A 16,681-nucleotide genomic window follows, 5' to 3' on the forward strand; every position below is an offset into this window, starting at 1 on the left:
GATGATGAACAACCTGAATCGATCGCGGCGCTGGTTCATGAAAGACTGTGGCGTCGGGCTGGGCGCCATCGCGGCGGCGCAGCTGATGGCCGAAGAATCGGGTGCCGCTTCGACGGCCGATCCGCTTGCCGTGCGCCGGCCGCACTTTCCCGGCAAAGTCAAGAACGTGATTTTTCTGTTCATGGCCGGGGCGCCCAGTCATTTGGAATTGTTTGACAACAAGCCACAGCTGGCCAAGTTCGATGGCACGCTGCCGCCGGCGGAGTTGCTCAAGGGTTATCGGGCGGCGTTCATCGACCCGAATTCAAAACTGCTGGGGCCGAAATTCAAATTCGCCCGGCACGGAGAGAGCGGTGCGGAGATCAGCGAGATCCTGCCGCACACCGCGCAGGTCGCCGATGAATTGACGATCGTGAAATCGATGACCACCGACGCGTTCAACCACGCACCGGCTCAGATCATGATGAACACCGGGTCGCAATTGTTCGGCAAGCCCAGCCTGGGTGCCTGGACGCTGTACGGATTGGGCAGCGAGTCGAAAGATCTGCCGGGGTTCGTCGTGTTCAGCAGCGGCAGCAAGGGCCCCAGCGGGGGAAACAGCAACTGGGGCAGCGGTTTTTTGCCGACCATGTATTCCGGCGTGCAGCTCCGCAGCGTCGGCGATCCGGTGCTGTATCTGTCCAATCCGCCGGGTGTGGATGCACGTGCCCAGCGAGACGCGTTGGATGCGATCACGGCACTCAATCAGCAGCATCTGGCACTGACCGGTGACCCCGAGATCGCGACGCGGATCAATTCCTTCGAGATGGCGTACCGCATGCAATCGTCGGCACCGGAATTGATGGACATCCAATCGGAAACGCAGCAGACGCTGGACCTGTACGGTGCCGACCCGGAAAAACCGTCGTTCGCCAAAAATTGTTTGTTGGCGCGGCGGCTGGTCGAGCGTGGGGTTCGGTTTGTCCAGCTGTTCCACGAAGCGTGGGACCAGCACGGCAACCTGGTCGGCGGATTGAAGACCAATTGCAAGAACACCGACCAAGCGTGTGCGGCGTTGATTCAAGATTTGAAGCAGCGCGGGATGCTGGACGAGACGTTGGTGATTTGGGGTGGCGAATTTGGACGCACGCCGATGGTTCAGGGCGGCGGCAATGATGGCCGGGACCATCACCCCAACGCGTTCACGATGTGGATGGCCGGTGGCGGAATGAAAGCCGGGACGACGCTCGGCGAGAGCGATGCATTCGGGTTCAATGTGACGCGTGATCGCGTCCATGTCCGCGACTTGCATGCCACGATCTTGAACCAACTGGGGTTCGACCACAGGCGCTTGAGCGTCAAATTTCAGGGGCTCGATCAGCGACTGACCGGCGTCGAACCGGCCCGAGTGGTCCACGAACTCCTCGCCTGACCCACCAAGTGGCCTAAGCTTCCCGCCCGCGATCGCCCCGGTTTTCCGTCGCAATGGCAAGCAAGATGCTTACCCCACCGCCTAGCGCTGAACTATTCTTTCGAAAGACAATTTCCTCCTCGAATTCGCTGCGTTTTGATGCCCACGCCAATCACCGGAATCCTGACCCCCAACATCACGCCTGTCGATCGTGACGGTCGTGTCGACGAAGACACGTTGCGTCGTTACGTGGATTGGTTGATCGAAAAGGGCGTCGACGGGTTGTACCCCAACGGCAGCACGGGCGAATTCATTCGATTCACCGCCGAAGAACGGCGTCGGATCGTCGAGGTGGTGATCGACCAGACCGCCGGGCGGGTGCCCGTGCTGGCCGGTGCCGCCGAGGCAAACGCCAAGGAGACGATTGCGGCGTGTGAAGCGTATGGTGCGATGGGCGTGCGGGCGGTCGCGATCGTCGCCCCGTTCTATTATCGGCTTTCCGACCAAGGCGTTTACGCGTATTTCCGCGAGATCGCCGAGGCCGTGTCGGTGGACGTGACGCTGTACAACATTCCCCTGTTTGCATCGCCGATTTCCGTCGACACCGTGGTGCGTTTGGCGTCGGAATGCCCGCGTGTGGTCGGCATCAAAGACAGCTCGGGTGACTTGCCGAACATGATGCGGATGATCTCGCAGATCCGTCCGATCCGTGACGATTTTTGTTTCCTCACCGGCTGGGATGCGGCGTTGGTGCCGATGCTGGTGGTGGGTGCCAACGGCGGGACCAACGCGACCAGTGGTGTCGTCCCCGAATTGACCCGTGCGATCCACCGCAGCGTGGTCGCCGGCGACATCGACCAGGCGATGAAATTGCAGTACCAGTTGCTGCCGTTGTTCGACGCGATGATCTCCATCAGCGAGTTCCCCGAAGGGTTTCGTGCCGGCGCCCGCTCGCGCGGCTGGGATCTCGGTCCGGGACGCGTCCCGATTTCGGATCGGCAAAAGGAGGCCATTGCCGAGGCCCAGCGACAGATCGATGATCTATTGAGAGAATTCGTCGACGCCCCAACGCCCGGGGTTTCCAACCGAGTGATCGAGAAAATCGTGCAACAGGTGATGTCGCAGCTCAAGTCACAGTAAATTAATCGCTTCCGGTGAGGCCACTGCCTCGCGTCGGAGTGGACACGGAAACAACAGCAAGCTGATTCATGCAACGGCGCACGATGCTACGTCGACTCCCCTCCACCTGCACCTTCGCACTGCTGGTCGCAGCGGTCGCGGGGTTCCACGGCCTGACGCCGCCTAGCGCCAACGGCTGGGAACCGAAGAACGCAGCCGTCCTGGCGGGGCATGCGTTTCTGGAGCTGGACACACCCTCGCTAACCGAAAGCAGCGGTCTGGCGTTCTCCCACGTTTCCCCCCACTGCGTTTGGTCGCACAACGATTCCGGCGACAAAGCGAGGCTGTACGCGTTCACCAACAACGGCAAATATTGTGGACGTATGGTGCTGCGTGGGGTCAATGCGAGTGACTGGGAGGACATGGCATCGTTCGACGACGATGGGGCGCGTTTGCTGGTCGCCGATGTGGGCGACAACGATGCCCAACGCAAATCGGTGTCACTGTACCTGTTCGACGAACCGGATCCGAGAAGACGATCGTTCGTCGATTCGTATCAGCACCTGGTGATTCGCTACCCCAGGGGACCCCAGAATTGTGAATCCGTCGCGGTCGACGTTCGCCGGCGACGAATTTTGATGCTCGGCAAGTCGCCGTTGCTGGCGACCATGTACGAGGTGCCGTTGCCCAAACGCCCGAAAGGGGATCCGTCGGCCGCGGGTGTCACGGTGATCGAGTTGGACGCAAAACCGATCCAGTCCCTCGCGATCCCGCTTGCCACCGGCATGGACCTTTGTCCCACGACGGGAGACCTCTGGATTTCGAATTATCTCCAAGCCTATCGCTTCCCCGCTTCGAAACGGATCCCGCTGGAAACGCGTCTGCGGCAGATGCCCGAGATCGTCGACCTGCCAAAGTTAAAACAAGTCGAAGCGATCGCGGTCGACGACCAGGGACGGGTCTGGGTCACCAGCGAAGGCATCCCGGCGAAGATGCAGCGGATCGTGTTCGCGCCGTAGAGCTTGGGCAGCGTGTCGCTTGAACAAGCCGTGCAGCATTTGTTAGCGGAAGGGCGCGAGCCCTCCGGTCGCGTTTCAAAAACACCGCGAAAGACCGGAGGGCTTGCGCCCTGCCGTTAAAACCTCGTAAAACACGAAAGCCAAATGCTTCACAACGCTGCCGAAACGGCCGCTCATCGATTGCCGCCAGCCGCCTGACTCGACGCCATCCTCCCTGCCAGCCAATGCCCCACCGCGATTCCATCCAGCCGATCCCGATCGATTCGGTCGACGATCACCGCCTGTCGGACTTTCGCGACTTGAAACGTCGACCGACCGGACGCGTGTTGAACGCGACACATTTCGTCGTCGAGGGGCAGCTGATCACGGGCCGATTGATCGCCAGCGATTTTGAGGTGCGATCGGTGGTGGTCGAACGAGGCCGCGATTTGGCCGCGCTGGGCGAGGTTGCGGCCGGGACGCCGGTGTATGCGGTGTCCCGCGACCAGATGCGTCAGCTGGCCGGGTTCGATTTCCACCGCGGCTTCCTCGCCAGTGCGGCGCGAAAACCGCTCGGCGGGATCGACGCGTTTCGCCCCGATTCGGTTTCGTTGGCGCTCGTGCGCACGACCGACATGGAAAATTTAGGCAGCATGGTGCGTTCGGCGGCGGCGCTCGGGATCCGTCAGATTTTGATCGATCACCGCTCGGTCGACCCGTTCTCGCGACGGGCGATGCGGGTCAGCATGGGGGCGGTGCTGGGCATGCGTTGGCTGGTGATGAACGATCCGGCCGACGATTTACGGTCCCTGGCCGAGCGGGGCGTGGTCAGCCTGGCGTCGACGCTGGCGGCCGGTGCGATTCCGATCGGCGACGTGTCCATCGACGCGCGGCCGAGGGTGCTGGTGATGGGCAATGAAGCCGAGGGGTTGCCGGTGGAGGTCCAGCGTGCGGCGACCGAACGGGTGACGATTCCCATGCCCAGCGAACCCATGCCCAGCGAACCCATGCCCAGCGAACCCGGATGCGGGCCGCTGGTCGACAGCCTGAACGTCTCGGTGGCGGCCGCGGTCCTGCTGTACGAGCTGACACGGGCGGAGAGGCTGACACGGGTGGCGATGAAACGGGGGCAGTGATAGCGAAGCGGGCGTCGCTTGCACTACAATTGACGCCGACGCCAGCCTTTTTCGCTCTCCCGAACCGCCAGCACAGTCGATCATGCAACTGCATTGCCTCGGAACTGCCGGGTATCACCCCAACGAGGATCGGCACACGAGCTGTTACTTTTTGCCCGAGAGCGGGATCGTTCTGGACGCCGGCACGGGGCTGTTCCGGTTGGCCGAACTGATTGCCACGCCGACGCTGGACATCCTGCTCAGCCACGCCCACTTGGATCACGTCGCCGGGCTGACGTTTTTACTGGACGTGCTGTACCGGCGGCCCGTCGATCGGCTGCGAATCTGGGGCGAGAAAGACAAGCTGGCGGCGATTCAGCGGCACCTGTTTTCCGACCTGTTGTTTCCGGTCCCGATCCAGGCGGAATATCGAGAAATCGACGCGTTGCCGGAGTTCACGATCGGCGACTGCACGATCCGTTGGCGGCGCCAACAGCACCCGGGAATGTCCGTCGGCTATCGCCTGGACTGGGACGATGGGACGCGGCTGCTGTATTTGACCGACACGACGGGGGACGACGGCGTGGAGGCGATGGAGTGGAACGCCGGGGCGGACCTGTTGATGCACGAATGTTATTTCCCCGACGCCAGCTCGGAATGGGCGACGAAAACGGGGCACACTTGGAGCAGCCGGCTGGCAAGAATCGCCCAGGGGTCGGCCCCCAAGCACTTGATGCTGACGCACGTCAACCCGATCGACGCCGAGCCGGAATTGATGCTCCGGGAGGTCAGCGAGACGCTCCGGGGGCGACAAACCCGCGTCAGTTTGGCCGCGGATCGCGAGGTCGTTGAATTTGGCCGATAGAAGCGGCGGATTGCCTCATGATCGGCGATCCGGATGGCCGAAAGAGTGCTTCACGCAGCGAACCAAACCGCCCAGCGGACTGTCCAGATGCCGGTGCGCCGGGGCCCACGGGAACCCGTCGCGGTCAGGCGAATCAGGTCGATCTGGGCGTTTGGGGACTGGAGAGGCCAAATCCGGCTTGCCCCAGAACGATCGATTGCTAAACTCTGCCGTCTCCCAGCGTTTGATGCCTGGCATCCGACGCGGGGAAAAGGAAAAAAGACAGTGCCGGGGAGATCAACCTGGCGGCAGGGCGGTCGAGTCGCCAGCGTAGCTCAGTTGGCAGAGCAGCTGATTTGTAATCAGCCGGTCGTGGGTTCGAATCCCTCCGCTGGCTCTGGCGCGGGAATCACCGGCCCGAGTGCCGACATCCAAACGACTCGGAACCTGGATGCAAACTTCAGGCCACCTTGCCACCGACGGCTCCAAACGACAAACTTCGCGACGAAGACGCCAGACAACCTTTTACGGAAACCGGACGAGCAGCAAGATCAAGACAACACGATAGACGTTGAGGGGGGTTTGCCCGAGTGGTTAAAGGGGGCGGACTGTAAATCCGCTGGCTACGCCTACATTGGTTCGAATCCAATAGCCCCCACTGAAAAAATTTGAGATTGGAGATCTCAAAGCTGAGAGTCGCACCCGGGCAGACCACGCCTGGGCACGAAAAGCGGGTGTAGCACAATGGTAGTGCAGCAGCCTTCCAAGCTGAATACGAGGGTTCGATTCCCTTCACCCGCTCTGAGCGTCGCTGCTGTAGCTCAGTGGTAGAGCACTTCCTTGGTAAGGAAGAGGTCATGGGTTCAAGTCCCATCAGCAGCTTGAGCGTCTGGAACTGAGAATCTGGAAAGTTGGTGCGGATCTTGCTGATTTTTCGCAATCAGCAATTGCAAGCGACGCGACTTTTCGCAACAACTACGCACCCTCGCCAGCGGCACTGATTTTTGCCTTCTCTGGTGGGAGTACTGAAGCAACAACCGGGACGTCCTTGGTGGACGTTCTTGGATACGATTTTCTGTCTGTTTAGAAGAACAAAGTCGGATTGTCGCGACCACTGGGTCGGTGAACCACCGTGGGTGTGAACACGGTCACCACTCCAGAGGGCTCGTCCGGGGCGTATCCCCAGACAAGTAGCAAGAACGATCCGACGCAGGTGAGTTAGAAATGGCCAAGGCAACATTTGAACGGACCAAGCCCCACGTTAACGTCGGCACGATTGGGCACATTGACCACGGTAAAACAACGACCACGGGTGCAATCCTGGCAGTCCAAGCCGCCAAAGGCTTGGCAGAGGCGAAGGGGTATTCGGATATCGCCAAGGGCGGTACCGTGCGTGACGCAACCAAGACGGTGACCATCGCGGTCGCCCACGTCGAGTACGAATCGGACAATCGTCACTACGCCCACATCGACTGCCCGGGCCACGCTGACTTTGTCAAGAACATGATCACCGGTGCCGCCCAAATGGACGGTGCGATCCTGGTCGTGTCGGCCGCGGACGGCCCGATGCCGCAAACCAAGGAACACGTGCTCCTGGCCCGTCAGGTCGGCGTTCCTTACATCGTCATCTTCCTCAACAAGTGCGACTTGGTCGACGACGAAGAGTTGTTGGAACTGGTCGAACTGGAAGCCCGCGAGTTGCTCAGCAAGTACGACTTCCCGGGCGACGACGTCCCCGTGATCCGCGGATCGGCTCTGCCGGCTTACAACAGCCCTGCCGATCCCGAAGCCAGCAAGTGCATCACCGAACTGATGGAAGCGCTTGATGAGTACATCCCCGAGCCCGTCCGCGAAGACGACAAGCCATTCCTGATGGCCATCGAAGACGTGTTCTCGATCGAAGGTCGTGGAACGGTCGCCACCGGTCGAATCGAGCGTGGCGTGATCAAGGTCGGCGAAGAAGTCGAAATCGTCGGCCTCGGCCCGAACTCGGCCAAGACGACCTGCACCGGCGTCGAAATGTTCCGCAAGGAAATGACCGAAGGACGTGCCGGAGACAACGTCGGCTGCCTGCTCCGCGGCATCAAGCGTGAAGAAATCCAACGCGGTCAAGTGTTGGCCAAGCCGGGATCGATCACCCCGCACACCAAGTTCGAAGCCGAAGTCTACTGCTTGAGCAAAGACGAAGGCGGCCGACACACGCCGTTCTTCAGCGGTTACCGTCCCCAGTTCTACTTCCGAACCACCGACGTGACCGGCACCGCCAACCTGGAAGGTGCCGAAATGTGCATGCCCGGCGACAACGTCAAAGTCACCGTCGAACTGCACAAGCCGATCGCCATGGACGATGGCGTCCGATTCGCCATCCGCGAAGGTGGCCGAACGGTCGGTTCGGGCGTTGTGACCAAAATCGTCGAGTAGTCCCCAAACCGGGACCGTTTGGCAGCTGTTTTGACGCCAAACTCGATGAAAATGAACGCGAGAACCAACGAACCGTCTGTCGGGTCGTTGGTTCTTTGCTTTAAACTACGCGAAGCCGGATTTCGGTCCGGCCGCAGCGAAGGAGTGTAGCTCAATTGGCAGAGCACTGGTTTCCAAAACCAGCGGTTGCGGGTTCAAGTCCCTCCACTCCTGCTTTGATTTTCGGCTTTTCACGCTGCTCTGGTGCCAAGACCGGGGGCAGATGTACGATGAGCCTTTCCGCGGAGGCAAACGGGTCCTCCGTCCACACTGGCTGACAAACGCCGGCCCGAATGAGCCGGCCGATCCGAACGTAAGGACAATCGAGTGTCTCGAGACATCGCCGGGAGCAAAGCGAGTACCGCCCCGAGTGGAGGTTCGCTGTCAAGCGAACTGTTCCACGCTGCCGTATACAAACCGAACCAAGGCCGCATCGTCCGCCAATTGACCGTTCTGGCAATCTGGCTGATCGTTGCCCTCGGAGCATGGCGGCTTTACGCCACCCTGGATGGATCGACGTCCAACAAAGCGATCGCCGTCGGGATCCCCGCGGGCATCCTGCTGGCCGGGCTGTGGATCGGTTTTCGGCTGATCAACTGGCCACGTTTTGCGGATTTTCTGATCGCCGTCGAAGCGGAGATGAAGAAGGTGACGTGGCCCAGCCGCGACGAGGTCAAACGCGCTTCGGTCGTCGTGATCGTGACGATCGCGATCCTGGCGATCTCGTTGTTCCTGTTCGACGTCTTCTGGCAAGCTTTCTTCGATGCCCTGTGGGCCACCGCCTAGCCGATTGCCCTGAGGCGATTTGCTGGTAGATTTGCAATCCGATCGGTCGCCGCACCTCTCGCCTGCCGCTTTTCACGTTCTACGCTCCCAGCCGTTTCCAGTGTTCCAATGACCGACGAATCCAAATCTCCCAACACCGATGACGCTGACTTGATGGACGAGTCCAGCGAAGTGCTTGAGGAAAATGATTCCGCGGAGGGTGGATCCGAGGAAATCGAAGCGTCCGAAGCCGCCGAAACGACCAGCGAGTCGACCGGCGAGGTGTTTCTGGACAGCGACGAGGATGATGACGATGCTCCCAGCGGCGACATCGAAATGGATTGGTACATCCTGAAGGTCGCGTTCAACCGCGAAGATTCCATCGCCGACGCGCTGCGAAAGAAAATCGCAATGGAAGGCATGGAAGAATACTTCGGCGACGTGGTCGTCCCCAGCGAAGACGTTGCCACGTTTACCCGTGACGGGAAGAAGCGGATCACCAAACGCAAGCTGTTGCCCGGATACATCATGGCCCGCATGGCCATCAACGACGACACCTGGTTCCTGGTCCGCGAAACCGGCGGGATCAGCGATTTTACCGGCTCGGCGGGCAAGCCGATGCCGATGGATCCGGCGGACGTGGATCGGTTCATCAACCGGCCGATCGCCGAGGACGAAGAAGAAGCCCCGATCAAAACCGCAATCCCGTTCAAAGTCGGTGATCGCGTGCGGGTCAAGGAAGGGAATTTTGAAAACCAAGAAGGTGATGTCGACGCCGTCGATGAAGCCAACGGCCGCATCACTGTGATCATCAATATTTTCGGCCGCAGCGTTCCTATGGAATTGGATCACTGGCAAGTCGAACCGGTGTAGTTAACCTAACGCCGAACCACTCAGTCAACTCAAAATCATACCAATCATCCGATCATGGCAAAGCAAGTAACAGGACAGGCAAAGTTTCAAGTTCCCGGCGGTCAAGCCACTCCGGCCCCTCCCGTCGGTACCTCGCTGGGTAAGTTCGGCGTGAACCTGGGACAATTCGTCCAAGCGTTCAACGATCGCACCAAAGAGTACAACGGAACCCCGATCCCGGTCATCGTCACGGTTTACAACGACCGCAGCTTTGACTTCATCACCAAGAGCCCGCCGGCAGCCTCGCTGCTGAAACAGGCCGCGGGAATCGCCAAGGGAAGCGGTGTGCCGAACGTCAACAAAGTCGCCAAGGTGACCCGCGCCCAGTGCGAAGACATCGCCACCAAGAAGATGGCCGACCTGAACGCCCGCAGCATGGACCAAGCGGTCCGAATGATCGAAGGCACCGCCCGCAGCATGGGCATCGACGTCGAAGGCTGAACGTGGCGTAAGCTTCCAGCTTGCGTCCTCCTATCGCCCGCCACATCTCTCCAATCGCTACTGGTCGCAGTGCCCCACGTCGACGAGTGAACGTCCGCGTGTGACTCAAGCCGGCGTGCCGCAGTGTGGCCGCCATGGTGATTCCAAAGGATTAGCCGCGAAAGAGCACAGAGGACGCAAAAGAAGAAGGCCCCCGCGCGTTCGCAGAGCGTCCTGCCATCACTCTTCCGCGCGGGAATTCAAACCAGTGCTCAAACACGACCTATTGCGTTCTTTGCGCTCTTTTGTGTCCCCAGCCGAAATCCACTCGCACAAGCCGCGAACGACTCCCCGGAACCGTTGAGGCCGCGAAAGAGCGCAAAGAGCACAAAAGAAGAAGGCGCCGACCGTTCGTAGAGTGTGTCGTCGCCATTCTCCCCGGCACCAATTCGAGCCAGTTTTCACGCTCACTCTTTTGCGTTCTTTGCGCTCTTTTGTGGCTCCCCTAAATCCACACGCACAAGCCGCGGACGACTCCCCGGAACCGTTGAGGCCGCGAAAGAGCGCAAAGAGCACAAAAGAAGAAGGCGCCGACCGTTCGTAGAGCGTGTCGTCGCCATTCTCTCCCGCGCCAATTGGATCCAGTTTTCACGCTCACTCTTTTGCGTTCTTTGCGCGCTTTTGTGGCTCCCCTAAATCCACACGCTCAAGCCGCGGACGACTCTCCAGAACCGTTGAGGCCGCGAAAGAGCGCAAAAGAAGAAGGCGCTGACCGTTCGTAGGGCGTGCCGTCGCCATTTCTCCCCGCCGCCAATTCGATCCAGTTTTCACGCTCACCCTTTTGCGTTCTTTCGTGGCGTTCCTCCATACTGCCGTTTCAGCGTCGAGGAGATTCGATCCTTCTATTTCACAGAGAAATCATGGCATTTGAGACCACCGATGAAATCATGCGGCTTTGCGACGTCGTCCGGCAAACTGGATTTGAACTCCGGAAATATCATGGCAGCGGGCACCTCGAAAAGATCTATGAAAATGGCTTAGCGCATCGACTTCGAAAGCAAGGTTTCGCGGTTCAGCAGCAGGTACCAATCACAGTTTTCGATGAAGACGGTACGCCACTGGGTGACTACTTTGCAGATCTACTCATCGAGGGCGTTCTCATCGTGGAGCTCAAAGCATGCAAGACAACCACCGACGAACACATCGCGCAGATACTTGGTTACCTGCGAGCCACACGAATCGAACACGGCCTGCTCATCAATTTCGGCGCGAAGAAATTTGAAGTCAAGAAGTATGTTCAATCAGATTGTTGAACGAAGCAAACCATGATCGAACGGAGGGCTACGAAAGATCGAAGCGAGCGCGAAGAAAACCACGTCGTTTTTCGATGCTCCTGACAACGTCAACCGGGTCACCATGAGCCGCTTGCGCTCGCTCGTGGTTCCCCCAAAGTCCTACGCAGAAACCGGGAAAGCCTGTTTGGACCGATTAGCCGCGAAAGAGCACAGAGAACGCAAAAGAAGAAGGCCAGCGCGTTCACGGAACGTCTTGCCACCACTCTTTCGCGCGTCAATTCGGTCCTGTGCTCACTCTCGACCTTTTGCGTTCTTTGCGCTCTTTTGTGGCCCCCTCAAATCCCCACGCACAAGCCGAGGGGCCCGTCCTCGCCTGGAACGATTAGCCGCGAAAGAGCACAGAGAACGCAAAAGAAGCAGGCCAGCGCGTTCACGGAACGTCTTGCCACCACTCTTCCGCGCGTCAATTCGGTCCTGTGCTCACTCTCGACCTTTTGCGTACTTTGCGCTCTTTTGTGGCCCCCTCAAATCCCCACGCATGAGCCGAGGGAACCGGCCCTCGCTCGGAACGATTGGCCGCGAAAGAGCACAGAGAACGCAAAAGAAGAAGGCCAGCGCGTTCACGGAACGTCTTGCCACCACTCTTTCGCGCGTCAATTCGGTCCTGTACTCACTCTCGACCTTCGGCGTTCTTTGCGCTCTTTTGTGGCCCCCTCAAATCCCCACGCACGAGCCGAGGGAACCGGTCCTCGCTCGGACCGATTAGCCGCGAAAGAGCACAGAGAACGCAAAAGAAGAAGGCCAGCGCGTTCACGGAACGTCTTGCCACCACTCTTTCGCGCGTCAATTCGGTCCTGTACTCACTCTCGACCTTTTGCGTACTTTGCGCTCTTTTGTGGCCCCCTCAAATCCCCACGCATGAGCCGAGGGAACCGGTCCTCGCTCGGAACGATTGGCCGCGAAAGAGCACAGAGAACGCAAAAGAAGAAGGCCCGCGCGTTCACGGAACGTCTTGCCACCACTCTTTCGCGCGTCAATTCGGTCCTGTGCTCACTCTCGACCTTTTGCGTTCTTTGCGCTCTTTCGTGGCTCTCTCAAATCCCCACGCATGAGCCGAGGGAACCGGTCCTCGCTCGGAACGATTGGCCGCGAAAGAGCACAGAGAACGCAAAAGAAGAAGGCCCGCGCGTTCATAGAACGTCTTGCCACCACTCTTCCGCGCGTCAATTCGGTCCTGTACTCACTCTCGACCTTTTGCGTACTTTGCGCTCTTTTGTGGCCCCCTCAAATCCCCACGCATGAGCCGAGGGAACCGGTCCTCGCTCGGAACGATTGGCCGCGAAAGAGCACAGAGAACGCAAAAGAAGAAGGCCAGCGCGTTCATAGAACGTCTTGCCACCACTCTTCCGCGCGTCAATTCGGTCCTGTGCTCACTCTCGACCTTTTGCGTTCTTTGCGCTCTTTCGTGGCTCTCTCAAATCCCCACGCACGAGCCGAGGGAACCGGTCCTCGCTCGGAACGATTGGCCGCGAAAGAGCACAGAGAACGCAAAAGAAGAAGGCCAGCGCGTTCATAGAACGTCTTGCCACCACTCTTCCGCGCGTCAATTCGGTCCTGTGCTCACTCTCGACCTTTTGCGTTCTTTGCGCTCTTTCGTGGCTCTCTCAAATCCCCACGCACGAGCCGAGGGAACCGGTCCTCGCTCGGAACGATTGGCCGCGAAAGAGCACAGAGAACGCAAAAAAGAAGGCCCGCGCGTTCATGGAACGTCTTGCCACCACTGTTCCGCGCGCCAGTTCGGTCCTGTGCTCACGCGCGACCTTTTGCGTTCTTTGCGCTCTTTTGTGGCTCCCCTAAATCCACACGCACAAGCCGGGAAAGCCAGTCCTCAACAGGAACGATTAGTTGGTCGGCCACAGCGGCCGGCGTTGGTTCTCCGGCAGAATCACGCGGTTGACACGCTCGGGGTCTTCTTGACTCCACGTCTCGCGCATCGTCTTGGCGCGCACCTGGCGCGTGATCGATTTGTCTTGCCAGCGAATCAGGTACGTCGATGACTGGTCGACCTGACGTGGCAGTTGCGAGGGATGCTTGACCAACCGCCAGGCTCGGACTTCGAACTGACGGTTCTTTCGGGACCAGTCAAAGAAGACGACTTGGCGGAACACTTCGCGGCCATGGTCGTCCAGAAAGTGATTCAACTCGACCAGATCTACTTCCGCCACGGTCGTGTTGGAATCGCGGCCGCCCGGCAAAATCCCACTCGCCGAGAAGGTAGCCGCCGACAGCGACGCGGCGGTCCACGCCGCGATGTAGATCATCAAGTTCATCGGTCGTATTACCGGTAAAAGCTTCCGTCGGTCCCCGTGCTGGGATAACCACTGGTCGTCGGGTAAGAGCCGGATCCGGAGGTACTTCCGGGGGCATATCCGCTGCTGGAATTCGTTCGGAACGATTCATTGGCAGACGGCGCCAGCGACGCGCTGGCTGTCGAAAACGAGGGTGCCGACGCACCGTTGGACGCGCCGGACGATGGCGGGCTACCACCGGGCAGACTGAACCCCGAGTTGCCCGCGGGGCCGGCGATCGAATCGGTCGCAGGACCGCTGGTCGCCGCAGGCTTGGGCGTGAACGGCTGGGGGTTGGTGGGGCTGGTCGTATTGGCGGCGGACGCGGCGGCCTTGACCGTGTTGAGCATCGAATCCGGCAGCGCAAACCCGCCCGCCGACGTCGTCGGCTTGGTTGTCCCGGCCGATGGGAAACCGATACCGCTGGAATCCGAAGAAGAAGCCGAGTTCCCACCGGGACTTGAGCTGCCCGGCAGTGTGTAGCCGCTTGCCGAGCCCGATCCGGATTCAGGGACTCCGGGCGCCGGGTACGACGACGGCATCGAATAGCGACTGCTGGCTGCCGCCTCGGGCCGTGCGGCCGACTTGCTATTGGTACCGAATTGGTATCCGGCGGGGATCGCCGGAACGGACGAATGATTGCCCGGCGCAGCGGCATCGGGATTGGGATAGCCGGGCAATTTGGCGGCGGAAACTCCGCCGGTCGATGGGGCGGTTGCGATGTTGAAGCCGTTGGCTTGGGCGGCGGCCCGGCTGGTGGCCGATGCGGTCCGGTTGGCGGCAACCGCCGCATCAAATCCAGTCCCGGGCGAATTCGGCGTCTGGGCGGAGGCGGCGACCACGTTTCGCGTTGCCGGTCCACCGGTTCCACCGGCGGCCGATGCGATCGCCTCGGGCGTCGCCGATTCGCCGGGGGGTGTGGGGTAGGTGATGGTTGGACCGTTGCCGGCAAGCGCTTCGGCCGACGGTGCACTACGCCAACTGAACATGTTCCATTTGGGCATCGCGCTGCGGCACCCGGTGAACGTGACCATCATGCCGGCGCAACCGGCGATCAATAATTGTTGCTTGAGCTTCGTTCGTTTCTGCATCCTTGCAGCCTTTTTTCGGGCGTATTGGTTGGCGCATGCCGACATTCCTTCATCGGCTATCGGTTTACCCTCTGGCAATCATCACCCTAAAATGGGTGGAGAAATCAGGTCAAGAGCAGTTCAACGCCCTTTGGCAAGATTCGATTCGGTAAAACACACTCCCTCCCGTCTCGATACCGATTCCCCCTTCCGCACGAGGTCACCATGAGCACCACACTCTCCCCAGCACCGAAATCGGCCAATGAAGTCGACGTGAAACACACCGAGTGCTTTATTGATGGCAAATGGGTCCCCGCGGCCAGCGGAAAGACCTTTGCCACGCTGAACCCCGCAACGGAGCAGGAAATCGCTCAGATTGCCGAAGGCGACGCGGCCGATGTGGACGCCGCCGCCAAGGCCGCCCGGCACGCCTTTGATGCCGGCGATTGGCCCAAGATGGACGCCCGAGATCGCGGGCGTTTGCTGTACAAGTTGGCCGATCGGATGGAACAGGAAATCCATGCCTTAGCGGCACTGGAAACACTCGATAACGGCAAACCGCTCAACGACAGCCTGGCGGCCGATCTGCCGCTGGCGATCGACGCGATCCGCTACTACGCCGGCTATGCGGATAAATTGCACGGCAGCACGATTCCGATTCGCGGCAACTATTTGTGCTACACGCGACGCGAACCGATCGGTGTGGCGGGCCAAATCATTCCTTGGAATTTTCCGCTCTTGATGCTGGCCTGGAAATGGGGCCCCGCCCTGGCCGCCGGATGCACCGTGGTGATGAAGCCGGCCGAACAGACACCGCTGACATGTTTGCGAATGGCTCAACTGGCCAAAGAGGTCGGATTCCCAGACGGTGTGATCAACATCGTGCCCGGTTTCGGTCCGACCGCCGGAGCGGCCTGCGTGAAACATCCGCTGATCGACAAGATCGCCTTCACCGGCGAACATCGCACGGCGCAGATCATCACCCGCGATTCGGCCGAGACGCTGAAACGATTGACGTTTGAACTCGGCGGCAAAAGCCCCAACGTCGTCTTCGCCGATGCCGACATGGACGCCGCCGTCGAAGGTGCCTACATCGGTCTGTTCCTCAACCAAGGCCAATGCTGTTGTGCGGGTAGCCGCGTCTTCGTCGAAAAGAGTTGCCACGATGAGTTCGTCGAAAAACTGACGGCGCTGACGATGAAACGAAAAGTCGGCGACCCGTTCGCCGAGGACACCCAACAGGGGCCACAAGTCGACAAGGCACAATTCGACAAGATCATGTCCTACATCGACAAGGGCAAAGGCGAAGGCGCCGAGTGCGTCACCGGTGGCGATCGCGTCGGCGACACCGGCTACTTCATCGCACCGACGATCTTTGACAACGTGCAGGACGACATGTCGATCGCGACCGATGAGATTTTCGGACCGGTGATGAGCGTGCTGACGTTTGACGACAAAGAAGACATGATCCGCCGAGCGAACAACACGTTCTACGGTTTGGCCGCCGCCGTCTGGACGCGCGACATCTCCAACGCCCACGACTTCGCTGCCCGCGTGCGAGCCGGCACGATCTGGGTCAATTGCTACGACGTGTTCGACGCCGCCGCCCCCTTCGGCGGGTTCAAGATGAGCGGCTACGGTCGTGAACTCGGCGAAGAAGGACTGAAACCGTACACCGAAAGCAAAACCGTGACGGTGAAGCTTTAGGGGAGGTTGGAGCGTTAAGAGTTCCTGATTCGACCGGAATCGATGTGCAGTATTCACGGTGTCCGGGAGTGGTTTTCTAGGCCCGGAGGGCCGGCAGAGTGTCTGCCGGTGGCGTCAGCCACCGGAGGTGATTTCAAGGAATGTGCAAGGCCCAACGGGCCGACACAGTGCCCCGGGTTTCACGCCCAGGGTTCAGTGCCCGATTGTGCCGGCCCTTCAGGCCTTCGTCTTCTAGCAT

General features: G+C 59.9%; 13 protein-coding genes and 5 tRNA genes. 16 read left to right on the forward strand and 2 right to left on the reverse strand.

The window, feature by feature from the left end; translation table 11 throughout:
* Position 1 precedes the first annotated feature (1 nt).
* From Enr13x_RS28820 to Enr13x_RS28890, 15 genes are all read left to right on the forward strand, one after another.
* A complete protein-coding gene (locus Enr13x_RS28820; RefSeq protein WP_231743839.1) occupies positions 2-1,411 on the forward strand; it encodes a DUF1501 domain-containing protein in 1,410 nt (469 codons plus the stop codon).
* Between the two features lie 138 nt (positions 1,412-1,549).
* A complete protein-coding gene (locus Enr13x_RS28825) occupies positions 1,550-2,530 on the forward strand; it encodes a dihydrodipicolinate synthase family protein (RefSeq protein ID WP_145390316.1) in 981 nt (326 codons plus the stop codon).
* Between the two features lie 83 nt (positions 2,531-2,613).
* Positions 2,614-3,528, forward strand: a complete 915-nt coding sequence (locus Enr13x_RS28830) for a hypothetical protein (RefSeq protein WP_145390317.1) — start codon at positions 2,614-2,616, stop codon at positions 3,526-3,528.
* A gap of 224 nt (positions 3,529-3,752) precedes the next feature.
* Positions 3,753-4,643, forward strand: a complete 891-nt coding sequence (locus Enr13x_RS28835; protein ID WP_145390318.1) for a TrmH family RNA methyltransferase — start codon at positions 3,753-3,755, stop codon at positions 4,641-4,643.
* Between the two features lie 82 nt (positions 4,644-4,725).
* On the forward strand, positions 4,726-5,487 hold the full coding sequence (locus Enr13x_RS28840) for an MBL fold metallo-hydrolase (RefSeq protein WP_145390319.1): 762 nt from the start codon (positions 4,726-4,728) through the stop codon (positions 5,485-5,487).
* Between the two features lie 303 nt (positions 5,488-5,790).
* Positions 5,791-5,863, forward strand: a tRNA-Thr gene (locus Enr13x_RS28845).
* Positions 5,864-6,042: 179 nt separating this feature from the next.
* Positions 6,043-6,124, forward strand: a tRNA-Tyr gene (locus tag Enr13x_RS28850).
* Positions 6,125-6,196: 72 nt separating this feature from the next.
* Positions 6,197-6,267 (forward strand) — tRNA-Gly (locus tag Enr13x_RS28855).
* A 9-nt stretch (positions 6,268-6,276) separates the two neighbouring features.
* Positions 6,277-6,348 (forward strand) — tRNA-Thr (locus Enr13x_RS28860).
* A gap of 342 nt (positions 6,349-6,690) precedes the next feature.
* Positions 6,691-7,887 carry an elongation factor Tu gene (tuf, locus tag Enr13x_RS28865; RefSeq protein ID WP_145390320.1) on the forward strand — a complete coding sequence of 399 codons (1,197 nt, stop codon included), beginning with the start codon at positions 6,691-6,693 and terminating at the stop codon, positions 7,885-7,887.
* Positions 7,888-8,027: 140 nt separating this feature from the next.
* Positions 8,028-8,100, forward strand: a tRNA-Trp gene (locus Enr13x_RS28870).
* A 153-nt stretch (positions 8,101-8,253) separates the two neighbouring features.
* Positions 8,254-8,712, forward strand: coding sequence for a preprotein translocase subunit SecE (secE, locus tag Enr13x_RS28875; RefSeq protein WP_145390321.1), 459 nt, complete (start codon positions 8,254-8,256; stop codon positions 8,710-8,712).
* 108 nt (positions 8,713-8,820) lie between these two features.
* On the forward strand, positions 8,821-9,564 hold the full coding sequence (gene nusG / locus Enr13x_RS28880) for a transcription termination/antitermination protein NusG (protein WP_231743840.1): 744 nt from the start codon (positions 8,821-8,823) through the stop codon (positions 9,562-9,564).
* Between the two features lie 54 nt (positions 9,565-9,618).
* Positions 9,619-10,044, forward strand: a complete 426-nt coding sequence (gene rplK / locus Enr13x_RS28885; protein WP_095740494.1) for a 50S ribosomal protein L11 — start codon at positions 9,619-9,621, stop codon at positions 10,042-10,044.
* A gap of 899 nt (positions 10,045-10,943) precedes the next feature.
* Positions 10,944-11,336, forward strand: a complete 393-nt coding sequence (locus Enr13x_RS28890; RefSeq protein WP_145390322.1) for a GxxExxY protein — start codon at positions 10,944-10,946, stop codon at positions 11,334-11,336.
* 1,883 nt (positions 11,337-13,219) lie between these two features.
* On the opposite strand, the gene Enr13x_RS28895 is transcribed toward Enr13x_RS28890, so the two are convergent.
* Together Enr13x_RS28895 and Enr13x_RS28900 are read right to left on the reverse strand one after the other, a co-directional pair.
* A complete protein-coding gene (locus tag Enr13x_RS28895) occupies positions 13,220-13,648 on the reverse strand; it encodes a hypothetical protein (protein ID WP_145390323.1) in 429 nt (142 codons plus the stop codon).
* An 8-nt stretch (positions 13,649-13,656) separates the two neighbouring features.
* On the reverse strand, positions 13,657-14,757 hold the full coding sequence (locus Enr13x_RS28900) for a hypothetical protein (protein WP_145390324.1): 1,101 nt from the start codon (positions 14,755-14,757) through the stop codon (positions 13,657-13,659).
* 204 nt (positions 14,758-14,961) lie between these two features.
* Here Enr13x_RS28900 and Enr13x_RS28905 point away from each other — a divergent pair, with 204 nt between their 5' ends.
* Positions 14,962-16,443 (forward strand): aldehyde dehydrogenase family protein, encoded by a 1,482-nt coding sequence (locus Enr13x_RS28905; RefSeq protein WP_145390325.1) that lies wholly within the window; start codon positions 14,962-14,964, stop codon positions 16,441-16,443.
* The last annotated feature ends 238 nt before the right edge of the window (positions 16,444-16,681 follow it).

This window comes from Stieleria neptunia (assembly GCF_007754155.1).
Classification (GTDB): domain Bacteria; phylum Planctomycetota; class Planctomycetia; order Pirellulales; family Pirellulaceae; genus Stieleria; species Stieleria neptunia.

Bases quoted from the DNA above. Each gene is read 5' to 3' on its own strand.
- Enr13x_RS28825 (WP_145390316.1), top strand. From the start codon at position 1,550: ATGCCCACGCCAATCACCGGAATCCTGACCCCCAACATCACGCCTGTC.
- Enr13x_RS28890 (WP_145390322.1), top strand. From the start codon at position 10,944: ATGGCATTTGAGACCACCGATGAAATCATGCGGCTTTGCGACGTCGTC.
- Enr13x_RS28895 (WP_145390323.1), bottom strand. From the start codon at position 13,648: ATGAACTTGATGATCTACATCGCGGCGTGGACCGCCGCGTCGCTGTCG.
- Enr13x_RS28900 (WP_145390324.1), bottom strand. From the start codon at position 14,757: ATGCAGAAACGAACGAAGCTCAAGCAACAATTATTGATCGCCGGTTGC.
- Enr13x_RS28830 (WP_145390317.1), top strand. From the start codon at position 2,614: ATGCTACGTCGACTCCCCTCCACCTGCACCTTCGCACTGCTGGTCGCA.
- Enr13x_RS28905 (WP_145390325.1), top strand. From the start codon at position 14,962: ATGAGCACCACACTCTCCCCAGCACCGAAATCGGCCAATGAAGTCGAC.
- Enr13x_RS28835 (WP_145390318.1), top strand. From the start codon at position 3,753: ATGCCCCACCGCGATTCCATCCAGCCGATCCCGATCGATTCGGTCGAC.
- nusG (WP_231743840.1), top strand. From the start codon at position 8,821: ATGACCGACGAATCCAAATCTCCCAACACCGATGACGCTGACTTGATG.
- tuf (WP_145390320.1), top strand. From the start codon at position 6,691: ATGGCCAAGGCAACATTTGAACGGACCAAGCCCCACGTTAACGTCGGC.
- Enr13x_RS28820 (WP_231743839.1), top strand. From the start codon at position 2: ATGATGAACAACCTGAATCGATCGCGGCGCTGGTTCATGAAAGACTGT.
- Enr13x_RS28840 (WP_145390319.1), top strand. From the start codon at position 4,726: ATGCAACTGCATTGCCTCGGAACTGCCGGGTATCACCCCAACGAGGAT.
- rplK (WP_095740494.1), top strand. From the start codon at position 9,619: ATGGCAAAGCAAGTAACAGGACAGGCAAAGTTTCAAGTTCCCGGCGGT.